We start from the raw sequence: 13103 nt of genomic DNA on the forward strand, positions 1-13103 counted from the left end.
GAGGGCTGTCGCGAGTAGTCTCATGCTTATCGGTAGCTATTCCCCCACGCTGGTTATCATCTCGCTTTTTGTGGCGATTCTCGCCTCCTATACCGCGCTCAACCTGACCGAACGCATCGCCACGGCCAAGGGCCGGGCTGTGCATCTATGGACGGCTGGCGGCGCCTTTGCCATGGGGGTTGGCGTGTGGTCGATGCATTTCATCGGCATGCTCGCGTTCAAATTGCCCATCGACCTCGGTTACGACGTCGGCATCACATTGCTGTCACTGTTGATTGGCATCCTGTCCTGCGGCTTTGCCCTGTGGCTGGTCAGCCAGCCACAATTGCCAGCGTGGCAATTGGCGTTCGGCGCACTGGTCATGGGTTCCGGGATCAGCGCCATGCACTACACCGGCATGGCCGCCATGCGCATGCAGCCGGGTATCGATTACGATCCGACGCTGTTCGGCGCCTCGCTGCTGATCGCCGTAGTCGCCTCGGGCGCCGCGTTGTGGATCGCTTTCCGCCTGCGCCAGCACACACCTTATGTCGGCCTGATCCGTGGCGGTGCGGCGGTGATCATGGGGTTCGCGATCGTCGGCATGCACTACACCGGCATGGCGGCAGCGCGTTTCCCGGATGGCAGCTTCTGTGGCGCGGCCGTCAGCGGCCTGAACGGCAAGGGCCTGGACAATCTGGTACTGATTACCACCCTGGCGGTGTTGAGCCTCGCGTTACTGACCTCGATCCTCGATGCGCGCCTTGAGGCCCGCACCGCAGGCCTTGCCCACTCATTGACCGAGGCCAACCGCGAGCTGACTCAATTGGCCCTGCATGACACCCTGACCGGCCTGCCGAATCGCGTGTTGCTGGCTGACCGCATCGATCAGGCGATGTCCATGGTGCGCGAGCAGGGCGGTTGTTTCGCGTTGATGTTCATCGATCTGGACGGTTTCAAACCGGTCAACGATGCCTTTGGGCACCATATGGGCGATCTGTTGTTGCGTGAGGTCGGCTTGCGCCTGCGTGAGGATTTACGCAGCCAGGACACCCTGGCGCGGATCGGCGGTGATGAATTTGTATTGCTGGTGCAACTCGGCGAGCAGAATGACGCATTGAGCCTGGCGGCCCGTCAGGTCGGGCTGATCGGGCGTTCGTTCCGGGTCGGCGAACATGACTTGCAGATTTCCGCCAGCGTCGGCATCGCGATTTATCCGGGCAACGGTGAAACCGCCGAGGAATTGCTGATGAACGCCGACGCGGCGATGTATCACGCCAAGGGTGCCGGGAAAAACGGCTATAGCTTCTTCGATGCCTCGATGAACAGCAACGCGCGCAAACAGCTGCAGTTATTGCAGGACTTGCGTATCGCCATTGATCAGCAGCAATTCAGTCTCTATTACCAACCCAAGTTCGATGCCAACAATGGCCGGCCGGTCGGTGCCGAGGCGCTGCTGCGCTGGGTGCATCCGACCCAGGGCATGTTGCTCCCGGACAAGTTCATCGAACTGGCGGAAAAGACCGGGCTGATCATTCCGATTGGCGAATGGGTGCTCAACGAAGCCTGCCGTCAGATGCGCGAGTGGTACGTGCTCGGGTACACCGACTGGCGCATCGCAGTGAACCTTTCAGCCTTGCAGTTCTGCCACGCGGGCCTGGTCCAGAGCGTCGCCAAAGCCTTGGCCACTCACCATTTGCCGGCCAACAGCCTGACCCTCGAGATCACGGAAACCACCGCCATGAGCGATGCCGATGCGAGCATGACGGTGCTTCAGGAGCTGTCGACAATGGGGGTCGACCTGTCGATCGATGACTTTGGCACCGGTTATTCGAGTTTGATGTACCTCAAACGCTTGCCGGCCAACGAACTGAAGATCGACCGGGGTTTTGTCCGCGATCTGGAGCGTGACAGCGATGACGCCGCCATCGTTTCCGCCATCGTCGCCCTAGGTCAGGCGCTAGGGTTGCGGATCGTCGCCGAAGGGGTGGAGACCGACTCGCAGCAAGACTTCCTGACGCAACTCGGCTGTGATTCGCTGCAGGGTTATCTGCTCGGGCACCCGCTGCCGGCCGAACGCTTCATGGTTGATATTCTGCGTGCAGAGCAATTGGCGGTGAGTTGATAACAATGTGATTGATGTGAGCCCATGCAAAAGCCAGCGATGACGGTTATTCTTGCCCTCGACCGCTAACGCTTGGAATGGGGGAAAATTCGCATGGACAAAGTCATCGTCATCACCGGCGGCAGCCGCGGTATCGGCGCTGCCACCGCCCTGTTGGCCGCCGAACAAGGTTATCGGATCTGCATCAACTACCTGGCCGACGAATCCGCTGCGCAAACTGTGCTGGAGCAAGTCCGCGCTCTCGGCGCCCAAGCCATCGCAGTGCGCGCTGACGTCAGCATTGAAGATGAAGTGATCGCGCTGTTCCACCGCGTGGACACTGAGTTGGGCCGGGTCACGGCACTGGTGAACAACGCCGGCACCGTCGGGCATAAGTCCCGAGTCGATGAAATGTCCGAATTCCGTATTCTCAAAATCCTCAGAACCAACGTCCTGGCGCCTATCCTCTGCGCCAAACACGCGATCCTGCGCATGTCGCCCAAGCATGGCGGGCAGGGTGGCAGCATCGTTAACGTGTCCTCGGTGGCCTCACGCTTGGGCGCTCCCGGTGAATACGTTGATTACGCAGCGTCGAAAGGTGCGCTGGATACGTTCACCATCGGCCTGTCCAAAGAAGTGGCTGGCGAAGGCATCCGCGTCAACGCGGTGCGTCCTGGTTACATCTACACCGATTTCCATGCGTTGAGCGGTGACCCGGATCGGGTCAGCAAGCTGGAGTCGGCGATTCCGATGGCTCGGGGCGGGCGTCCGGAGGAAGTGGCTGAAGCAATTGTGTGGTTGCTGTCGGACAAGGCTTCCTATGCGACCGGGACATTCGTTGACCTCGGTGGCGGGCGTTAACCTATAGATTCGTTGTTGTCTGATCTGGCCTCTTCGCGAGCAAGCCCGCTCCCACATTGGAATGTGTTCAATTGTGGGAGCGGCGGTGCGGCGATCCGACTTGCTCGCGAAGGCGCTAGTCGTGACGCTATCAAACCTTCAGAACGACCGCACAATCCGGCCCAACGTCTCCATCGCCTTCTCGGCTGTCTCATCCCAGGGGCTGCCGTAATTCAGCCGGATACAATTCCTGAAGCGCTGGGTCGGTGAAAAAATCGGCCCGGGCGCAATGCTGATCCCTTGCGCCAACGCCATCTGAAACAACTTCAGAGAATCCATCTGCGGTGGCAATTCCAGCCACAAGAAGTAACCGCCGGCCGGTTGGCTGACGCGAGTTTGCGCCGGGAAGTAGCGAGCGATGGCGGCGAGCATGGCGCTTTGCTGTTCTTCAAGGGCGTAGCGCAGTTTTCGCAGGTGCCGGTCGTAGCCGCCGTGTTGCAGGTAATCGGCGATGGCCGCCTGGGCCGGCATCGACGCGCACAGCGACGTCATGAGTTTCAGCCGTTCGATCTTCTGCGCATAGCGCCCGGCGGCGACCCAACCGATGCGGTAGCCGGGGGCCAGGCTTTTGGCGAACGAACCGCAGTGCATCACCAACCCTTCGGTATCAAACGCCTTCGCCGGTTTCGGCGCTTGTTGGCCGTAATAGAGTTCTGCGTAGACGTCGTCCTCGATCAACGGCACCTGATGGCTACGCAATAGCTCAACCAGTTCCTGTTTCTTCGCCTCGGGCATCGTCGCGCCCATCGGGTTCTGGAAACTGGTCATGCACCAGACCGCCTTGATCGGGTGCCGTGCCAGGGTTTGCGCGAGTACGCCAAGGTCGATGCCATCGCGCGGATGCACAGGGATTTCCACGGCTTTGAGCTTCAGCCGTTCCAGTATTTGCAGGCAGGCGTAGAACGCCGGGGCTTCGATGGCCACCAGATCGCCGGGCTCGGTGACCGCTTGCAGGCACAGGTTCAGCGCTTCCAGCGCGCCGTTGGTGATCAGCAGTTCTTCCATGGGCAGCATCAGCCCGCCGACCATGTAGCGCAGGGCGATTTGTCGACGCAGTTGCGGATTGCCCGGAGACATGTCGGTGACGACCATGCGCGGGTCCATCTCTCGGGCGGCGCTGGCCAGAGAGCGGGACAACCGTTGCAACGGGAACAGGGTCGGGCTGGGGAAGGCCGAGCCGAAGGGCACGGTGTTCGGGTCCTTGATCGAGTCAAGGACCGAAAACACCAGTTCGCTGACGTCGACTTCGGTGGACTCATTGACCTGGCTGCTGATCACCGGCTCCGAGAACGGGCTCGGCGCGTGCGCGTTGACGAAGTAGCCGGAACGCGGGCGAGCGCGGATCAGGCCGCGGCGTTCGAGCAGGTAGTAGGCCTGAAACACCGTGGACGGGCTGACCCCGTAAGTCTGGCTGGCGTAACGCACGGAAGGGGCGCGCTGGCCGGGACCAAGGACACCGGAGCGGATCAGTTCAGCGATGTCGTCGGCGAATTTTTCGTAGCGTTTCATCGAGTGCCTGGATGGGTGTCATTCATTGAAAAAATGGGTGGCAGTCAGGTCGCCAAGATCGCAGCCTTCGGCAGCTCCTACAATGGATCGGCGTACACCTGTAGGAGCTGCCGGAGGCTGCGATCTTTGGCTTTGCATCTTAAAGGCTCAACGATTCATCGGCGCAACAAACCGGCTTTTTGCCACGCTATAAATCTCTGGCTCATCACTGTCGACAATCTTGAAGCTGATCGTCTGCGAACTGCTGCTCGGCCGTTCCGTAGTCATTGCCACCGACACCGGCACATCCACAATCTCGCCCGGGGCCAGGCTCAGTTCGGTATTGCCTTGCAGCAGGAAGCCGTCGCCGTCGACCAGGGTCAGACGATAGTCCTGACGTTGCTGGGTCTTGTTGATGACTTTCAGGCTGTAGATGTTTTCGATCTGCCCCTGACTGTTCTCGCGAAACAGGCCACGGTCCTTGCTCACGTCCAGCGACACCATCGGCCGCTCCACCAGCGCCAGGGCAAGCGCACCGATCATCACCAGCAGGACCGCGGTGTAGCCGATCAAACGTGGCCGCAACAAATGTGTCTTGCCACCCTGCAATTGATGCTCCGAGGTGTAGCTGATCAGCCCGCGGGCGTAGCCCATTTTGTCCATGATCGAATCACAGGCGTCGATACACGCGGCGCAGCCGATGCATTCCATCTGCAAGCCGTCGCGGATGTCGATGCCGGTCGGGCAGACCTGCACGCACAACTGGCAGTCGATGCAATCACCGAGGCCTACTTCAGCCGGTGCCACGTCACGTCTGCGCGGGCCACGGTTTTCGCCACGGGCCACGTCGTAGGAGATGGTCAGGGTGTCTTTGTCGAACATCACGCTCTGGAACCGTGCATACGGGCACATGTGCATGCACACCGCTTCACGCAGCCAACCGGCGTTGATGTATGTCGCGCCGGTAAAGAACAGCACCCAGAACAGACTGACGCCGCCCATCTGCAAGGTCAGCAGTTCTTCGGCCAGCGGCCGGATCGGGGTGAAGTAACCGACAAAGGTCAGGCCGGTCAACAGGCTGATGGCCAGCCACAAGGTGTGCTTGGCCGAGCGGCGGATCAGTTTGTTCAGGCCCCAGGGTGCGGCTTGCAGCTTGATCCGCTGGTTGCGTTCGCCTTCGGTGAGCTTCTCGCACCACATGAAGATCCAGGTCCAGGAACTCTGTGGGCAGGTGTAACCGCACCAGACTCGCCCGGCGAACACGGTGATCGCAAACAGGCCGAACGCGGCAATGATCAGCAGCGCCGACAGCAGGATGAAATCCTGCGGCCAGAAGGTCGCGCCGAAGATGTGGAATTTGCTTTCGGAAAGGTCCCAGAGCACAGCCTGACGGCTGCCCCAGTTCAACCACACCGTGCCGAAGAACAGCAGAAACAGAAACCCCGCGCCGCTCATGCGCAGGGTGCGGAATAAACCGGTGAAGCTGCGGGTGTGGATCAGGTTGTCGCTGGACTTGGCCTTCATCTTTGGACGCGAAGGCTCATAGCTCTGCACTGAAGGGTTCTGTATTAAAGGGGCGGTTTCTACGGTTCGGACGGGGATTCTATCGCTCATGGTCTTTCGCTCATCAGCCTCCATCAGGCCTGAGCACTATGAGCGGCGATCTGTTTGCATAACAGACTCACCTATTGCAATAAAAAGCGGATCAGATGGGCGTTGATCCGCTGCCTGCGACAAGTTGATGCACCCGCTGCAGCGGGATGCAGGCGCCTATATCAAGCGTCCGCGGGGGTTGTTGATCCGGGTCAGTCAAATCACCGAATCACTGTCGGTTGCCTTCAAATGCTTACGCCCGTCGACTGCGCCTGCTACGGTCAATGCCTCGGCTTCTGCTTCGGTAATGTAGAAGCGCTGGCCATTGAGCTCCACCGCCGACATGGCTTTTTCCGAGTCGGTAATGATGGTGACGTCGGGACACAAACGAATTTCTTCGCCGTTCTCGGTAATGAAGAAGCTGGTCTGGTTTTCGATGCGCACAGTCATGGAGGCGTCCTTTTTTCTGCGGGTTATAAGGTGTTAGGGCACAGCCGAGGATCATCGTTCTGTGCAACCGATTAATGGTCGACGCGGTCCATCCTGAAACGACCTTTAACAGGGACAACGCCATGAACGCATGGTGGCATGAGGTTTGGGTGACCCTGCAAGCGGAGTTCGCCGACATTGGCGACGCTTCACAACTGACGCGCATTACCGTGCGCTTGCTGATGGCGGCGGTGTTGGGCGGGATTCTCGGCTTCGAACGCGAGCACAAGGGCAAGGCCGCCGGGGTCCGCACCCACATGCTGGTTGCCCTCGGCGCCGCGCTGTTCGTGCTGGTGCCGCAAATGTCCGGCTCGCAGGCCGATGCCATGAGCCGGGTGGTGCAGGGTGTGATCGCGGGGATCGGCTTTCTTGGCGCAGGGACTATTCTGAAAAACAACGAGGGCGACGAGGGGCACGTCAAAGGCCTGACCACCGCCGCCGGATTGTGGATGACCGCGGCCATCGGCGTCTCGGCCGGGTTGGGGCGAGAGGCGACGGCGGTGTTCAGTACGTTGCTGGCGCTGGCGATATTCAGTGTGATGCCGAGGATCGTGCGATTACTGGAGAGGGATCACACCCCGTAGGAGCTGCCGAAGGCTGCGATCTTTTGATCTTGAAAAGCAAATCAAGAGATCGCAGCCTTCGGCAGCTCCTACGGTGTAACGATCACCGGCGGCATCGTCTCTGGCGGTTCTTCCCGAGGTGGCGGGGTGGTGCCGGGCGGATCTTGCTCAGGCACAGGCGTAGGTTCGGTCGGCGGAATGGTCGGGCTGTCGATGTTTGGATCAGGCGTTTCGGCAGGGATCGGAATGCTCATAAATTCAGTCTCCAGTGGCACATGGCGTAAGTCGTGCTTAAGTGTGTTGACCACCATGCAAAGGAATTGATTCCCCCGAAGACCCAGGCAAATCCTCGTGAACTTTACCGGTGCCTGTCGCTCGGAACCTAAGTGAGTTCATTCCGGGGCGGACGATTCTGCGGGATGGCTATCCAGTTACAAGCCACAGACACAAGAGCGTCCATGGGGCGTAAAGGAGAGATGCTCGATGACTGCTGAAAAACCGACAGAGCTGAACTACAACCCTCATATGCCGCTGTCGCAGGCTTTACTACTACCGCGCATCGCAATCGAAAACACCATGCCGACCCTCGATGGCGGGCAGTTCGCCGTCAAAGCCGTGGTGGGTCAGGACGTGGTGGTGACCAGCAAAGTGTTCGCCGACGGTCACGACAAGTTGGCCGTGCGAGTGCGCTGGCACGCCGAGGGCGAGGAAACCTGGCAAAGCGAAGTCATGGCCGACCTGGGCAATAACGGTTGGCAGGGCCAGTTCCGGGTCGCGCGCCAGGGCCGTTATGTGTTTTGCATCGAAGCCTGGATCGATCAGTTCGCCAGCTTCTGTTATGAGCTGGAGAAAAAACACGCAGCCAGGGTGCCGATCAGCCTGGAGTTGCAGGAGGGGCGAACGCTGGTCCAGCAAGCCGCCGAACGCACCGAAGGGCAGCTGAGTGAACAGCTGGCGGCGCTGCACCATGAATTGTCGGGTCTGCTCGAAATCGAGCAGGTCGAGTTGTTTTTGCACCAGCGTAGCGCCGAGCTGATGACGCAGGCCGATCATCGTACCTATTTGAGCATCAGCCCCGAGTACCCGCTCGACGTCGAACGGGACCTGGCGCAGTTCGCCAGTTGGTATGAATTGTTTCCGCGTTCGATCACTGACGATCCGGCCCGGCATGGCACCTTCAACGATGTGCATGCGCGGCTGCCGATGATCCAGGACATGGGCTTCGATGTGCTGTACTTCCCGCCGATCCACCCGATCGGCCGCAGTTACCGCAAAGGTCCGAACAATTCCCTGACCGCCGGGCCGGACGATCCGGGCAGTCCGTATGCCATTGGCAGCGAAGAGGGCGGGCATGAAGCCATTCATTCAGAGCTGGGCAGCCGCGAAGACTTCCGGCGTCTTGTCGCGGCAGCCGCTGACCATGGGCTGGAAATCGCCCTCGACTTCGCGATTCAGTGTTCCCAGGATCACCCATGGCTGCAGCAGCATCCGGGCTGGTTCAACTGGCGGCCGGACGGCACGATCAAATACGCCGAAAACCCGCCGAAAAAATACCAGGACATCGTCAACGTCGATTTCTATGCCAGCGATGCGATACCGAGTCTGTGGGTCGAGTTGCGCGACATCGTGGTGGGTTGGGTCGAGGAGGGCGTGAAACTGTTTCGAGTCGACAACCCTCACACCAAACCGCTGCCGTTCTGGCAATGGCTGATCGCTGATGTGCGGGCGCTGTACCCCGAGGTGATCTTCCTGGCCGAAGCCTTCACCACCCCGGCGATGATGGCGCGGTTGGGCAAGGTCGGTTACTCCCAGAGCTACACCTATTTCACCTGGCGCAACAACAAGTCTGAGCTGGCCACCTATTTCACCGAACTCAATGAGTCACCGTGGCGCGAATGCTTCCGGCCGAATTTCTTCGTCAACACACCGGACATCAACCCGGCGTTTTTGCATGAGTCAGGACGCGCCGGTTTTCTGATCCGAGCCGCGCTGGCCACCATGGGCTCCGGTCTGTGGGGCATGTATTCAGGCTTTGAACTGTGCGAAGCGGCACCGGTGCCGGGCAAGGAGGAATACCTCAATTCCGAGAAGTACGAAATCCGCCCACGGGACTTCAACGCGCCGGGCAACATCATTGCCGAGATCGCCCAGCTCAACCGCATCCGCCGGCAGAACCCGGCGCTGCAGACGCATCTGGGCCTGAAGGTCTACAACGCCTGGAACGACAACATTCTGTATTTCGGCAAACGCAGCGCGGATGGCAGCAATTTCATTCTGGTGGCTGTCAGCCTTGATCCGCTTAACGTCCAGGAAGCGAATTTCGAATTACCGCTGTGGGAAATGGGCTTGCCCGACGACGCCAGCACCCAGGGCGAAGACTTGATGAGCGGTCATCGCTGGACCTGGCACGGCAAGTACCAATTCATGCGGATCGACCCGGCGAATCAACCGTTCGGGATTTGGCGAATTACCAATTCCTGAGCCTGACAAAGATCAAATGTGGGAGCTGGCTTGCCTGCGATAGCGGCGGGTCAGCGCCGAACATACTCGCTGACACATCGCTATCGCAGGCAAGCCAGCTCCCACACTGATCGCATTTCTTCAGGCAGTTGATGTTTTTCCAGAGTTTTTCAGGAGTTTCAAATGGCGAAGAAACCCAAGGCAGCCACCTTTATCAAGGACCCGCTCTGGTACAAGGATGCGGTGATCTATCAGGTTCACGTTAAGTCTTTTTTCGACTCCAACAATGACGGGATCGGCGACTTTCCCGGTCTTATCGCCAAACTCGATTACATTGCCGATCTGGGCGTCAACACCATTTGGTTGTTGCCGTTCTATCCCTCGCCACGGCGCGATGACGGCTACGACATTGCCGAATACCGTGGCGTGCATTCCGACTACGGCACCATGGCCGACGCCAAGCGTTTCATCTCGGAAGCCCACAAACGTGGCCTGCGGGTCATTACCGAACTGGTCATCAACCACACCTCGGACCAGCACGCCTGGTTTCAGCGAGCGCGCAAAGCCAAGAAAGGTTCGGCGGCGCGGGACTTCTACGTCTGGTCTGATGACGATCAAAAGTACGACGGCACTCGTATCATCTTTCTCGACACCGAAAAATCCAACTGGACCTGGGACCCGGTGGCCGGTCAGTACTTCTGGCACCGGTTCTATTCCCACCAGCCAGACCTGAATTTCGATAACCCGCAAGTCATGAAAGCCGTGCTGTCGGTGATGCGCTACTGGCTGGACATGGGCATCGACGGTCTGCGTCTGGACGCGATTCCGTACCTGATAGAACGCGACGGCACCAACAACGAAAACCTGCCCGAGACCCACGACGTCCTCAAGCAGATCCGCGCCGAAATCGACGCCAATTACCCGGACCGCATGCTGCTGGCCGAGGCCAACCAATGGCCGGAAGACACGCAGCTGTACTTCGGCGACACCGACGCCAAAGGCCTGAACGGCGACGAATGCCACATGGCGTTCCACTTCCCGCTGATGCCGCGCATGTACATGGCGCTGGCCCAGGAGGATCGCTTCCCGATCACCGACATTCTGCGTCAGACCCCGGAAATTCCCGCCAATTGTCAGTGGGCGATTTTCCTGCGCAACCACGATGAGCTGACCCTGGAAATGGTCACCGACAAGGAACGCGATTACCTGTGGAATTACTATGCGGCCGACCGTCGGGCGCGGATCAACCTGGGCATTCGGCGTCGCTTGGCGCCGTTGATGGAGCGTGATCGTCGTCGCGTGGAACTGCTCAACAGTTTGCTGCTGTCGATGCCCGGTACGCCGACCCTGTATTACGGCGATGAAATAGGCATGGGTGACAACATCTACCTCGGAGACCGTGACGGCGTGCGCACTCCGATGCAGTGGTCGATTGACCGTAATGGCGGTTTCTCCCGCGCCGACCCGGCCAGCCTGGTGCTGCCGCCGATCATGGACCCGCAATACGGTTACCTGTCGGTCAACGTTGAAACCCAGGCCGGCGACCCGCATTCGCTGTTGAACTGGACCCGGCGCATGCTCGCCGTGCGCAAGCAGTCCAAGGCCTTCGGTCGCGGCACACTGAAAATGCTCTCGCCGAGCAACCGGCGGATCCTGGCCTACACCCGGGAATTCACCGGACCGGATGGCAAGTACGAAATCATTCTGTGCGTGGCCAACGTATCGCGCAGTGCGCAAGCGGCGGAGCTGGATTTATCCGCTTATGCCGGCATGGTGCCGGTGGAAATGCTTGGCGGTAACGCCTTCCCGCCGATCGGCCAGTTGAATTTCCTTCTGACCCTGGCGCCTTACGGCTTTTACTGGTTCGGCCTGGCAGCAGAAAACCAGATGCCAAGCTGGCACGTGGAACCGGCGCAAAGCCTGCCGGACTTCACCACGCTGGTGCTGAAGAAACGCATGGAAGAACTGCTCGAAGCGCCGTCCCGCGGCACTCTGGAGCAGGGCATCTTGCCGAGCTGGCTACAGAATCGCCGCTGGTTTGCCGGCAAGGACGCGGCCATCGAACAGGTCAACATCGCTTACGGCGTACGCTTCGGCGATCCGCTGCACCCAGTGTTGTTGAGTGAAATCGACGTCACCAGTGGCGGCCAGACCAGCCGCTATCAGTTGCCGTTCGGTTTTATCTCCGAAGATCAGGTGGGTGCCGCGTTGCCTCAGCAACTGGCCTTGTCTCGAGTCCGGCGCGTGCGTCAGGTCGGTTTGATCACCGACGCCTTCAGCCTCGAAACCTTTGTTCATGCAGTTTTGCATGGCATACAAAGCAATATCGTATTGCCATCCAGCGCGGGCGAGATCCATTTCGAGCCGACGGCGGAACTGGCGAATCTCGGCTTGAGCGGGGAATCGGAAGTGCGTTACCTGTCCGCCGAACAGTCCAACAGTTCGGTGGTGATCGGCAACAGCCTGGTGTTGAAACTGATCCGCAAGATCGCGTCTGGTGTGCACCCGGAACTGGAAATGAGCGCGTTCCTGACTCACGCCGGTTTCCGCAATATTTCGCCGCTGCTGGGTTCAGTGGTTCGCCGTGATCCGGCGGGCGAGGACAACCTGCTGATGATTGCCCAAGGCTATTTGAGCAATCAGGGCGACGCCTGGGAATGGACCCAGAACAACCTCGAACGGGCGCTGCGCGACGAGCTGGCCGACGCCATGTCCGAGCAGGAGCAACACTACAACGCCTTGGGCGAACTGAGAGACTTCGCCGGCATGCTCGGTCAGCGTCTCGGAGAAATGCATCAGCTGCTGGCGGCGCCCAGCGTCAACCCTGACTTCGCTCCGCAGGTCACCACTCAGAAAGATGCCCTGGCCTCGGCCAAGGACGTGGCGGCGCAACTGGAGTACGCGCTGAAGTTGCTCAAGCAGCATCAAGGCGAATTGAACCCGGCAGACAAAGCCTTGGTCAGTCGTTTACTGGACAACAAAAAAGCCATCCTCAGCCATGTTCAGGAGCTGGGCAAACAAGCCGCCGGTGGTCTGCGCATTCGTGTCCACGGCGACTTGCACCTGGGCCAGGTGCTGGTGATCAAGGGCGACGCCTACTTGATCGACTTCGAAGGCGAGCCGGCGCGGCCGCTGCATGAGCGACGGGGCAAACACAGCCCGTACAAAGATGTCAGTGGCGTATTGCGTTCCTTTGACTACGCTGCGGCGATGGCGATCAATGTGCACAACGTCGATAACACGGCCGATGCCCAAGCCGCTCGTCAACGTGTCGCCGATCGCTATTTAAATGAAGCAAGACAAGCATTTGTTGACGCTTATCGGCTGGCGGCAGCTAGTCTTGCTCATGCGTGGCAAGATCCGGAAGGCGAAGACGCCGCTCTGGCGTTGTTCAGTCTGGAGAAGGCGGCTTATGAGGTGGCGTATGAGGCTGAAAATCGCCCCACATGGTTGCCCGTGCCGTTGCACGGTTTATATGGACTATTGAGTGGGCTTAAACCCTTTTCCGATCTTGGTGGAGAGTAGTT

At 59.5% G+C, this 13103-nt stretch carries 9 protein-coding genes; 5 read left to right on the forward strand and 4 right to left on the reverse strand.

The window, feature by feature from the left end; all coding sequences use genetic code 11:
• The first annotated feature begins 22 nt into the window (after window positions 1-22).
• Together CUN63_RS26890 and CUN63_RS26895 are read left to right on the forward strand one after the other, a co-directional pair.
• Window positions 23-2104, forward strand: a complete 2082-nt coding sequence (locus tag CUN63_RS26890; protein ID WP_129443882.1) for a bifunctional diguanylate cyclase/phosphodiesterase — start codon at window positions 23-25, stop codon at window positions 2102-2104.
• Between the two features lie 93 nt (window positions 2105-2197).
• Complete coding sequence (locus CUN63_RS26895; protein WP_129443884.1) at window positions 2198-2944, forward strand: SDR family oxidoreductase; 747 nt, start codon at window positions 2198-2200, stop codon at window positions 2942-2944.
• Between the two features lie 138 nt (window positions 2945-3082).
• On the opposite strand, the gene mapR is transcribed toward CUN63_RS26895, so the two are convergent.
• The 3 genes from mapR to CUN63_RS26910 form a co-directional block, all read right to left on the reverse strand.
• Window positions 3083-4492 (reverse strand): GntR family transcriptional regulator MpaR, encoded by a 1410-nt coding sequence (gene mapR, locus CUN63_RS26900; protein WP_129443886.1) that lies wholly within the window; start codon window positions 4490-4492, stop codon window positions 3083-3085.
• 147 nt (window positions 4493-4639) lie between these two features.
• Window positions 4640-6085, reverse strand: a complete 1446-nt coding sequence (gene ccoG, locus CUN63_RS26905; RefSeq protein ID WP_129443888.1) for a cytochrome c oxidase accessory protein CcoG — start codon at window positions 6083-6085, stop codon at window positions 4640-4642.
• Between the two features lie 195 nt (window positions 6086-6280).
• The gene (locus tag CUN63_RS26910; RefSeq protein ID WP_129443890.1) at window positions 6281-6514 is read right to left on the reverse strand and encodes a DUF3203 family protein; all 234 of its coding nucleotides are present in this window, start codon (window positions 6512-6514) and stop codon (window positions 6281-6283) included.
• A 122-nt stretch (window positions 6515-6636) separates the two neighbouring features.
• Between CUN63_RS26910 and CUN63_RS26915 the strand changes: the two genes are divergently transcribed.
• The gene (locus CUN63_RS26915; protein WP_129443892.1) at window positions 6637-7137 is read left to right on the forward strand and encodes an MgtC/SapB family protein; all 501 of its coding nucleotides are present in this window, start codon (window positions 6637-6639) and stop codon (window positions 7135-7137) included.
• A 68-nt stretch (window positions 7138-7205) separates the two neighbouring features.
• On the opposite strand, the gene CUN63_RS31770 is transcribed toward CUN63_RS26915, so the two are convergent.
• Window positions 7206-7370 carry a hypothetical protein gene (locus CUN63_RS31770; RefSeq protein WP_165353285.1) on the reverse strand — a complete coding sequence of 55 codons (165 nt, stop codon included), beginning with the start codon at window positions 7368-7370 and terminating at the stop codon, window positions 7206-7208.
• Between the two features lie 229 nt (window positions 7371-7599).
• On the opposite strand from CUN63_RS31770, the gene CUN63_RS26920 reads away from it, so the two are divergent.
• Window positions 7600-9597 carry an alpha-1,4-glucan--maltose-1-phosphate maltosyltransferase gene (locus tag CUN63_RS26920; protein ID WP_129443894.1) on the forward strand — a complete coding sequence of 666 codons (1998 nt, stop codon included), beginning with the start codon at window positions 7600-7602 and terminating at the stop codon, window positions 9595-9597.
• A gap of 162 nt (window positions 9598-9759) precedes the next feature.
• Window positions 9760-13101: a maltose alpha-D-glucosyltransferase gene (treS, locus tag CUN63_RS26925; protein WP_129443896.1), complete on the forward strand. Its 3342-nt coding sequence runs from the start codon at window positions 9760-9762 to the stop codon at window positions 13099-13101.
• Window positions 13102-13103 lie beyond the last annotated feature (2 nt).

This window comes from Pseudomonas sp. ACM7 (genome assembly GCF_004136015.1).
Taxonomy (GTDB): Bacteria; Pseudomonadota; Gammaproteobacteria; order Pseudomonadales; family Pseudomonadaceae; genus Aquipseudomonas; species Aquipseudomonas frigoris.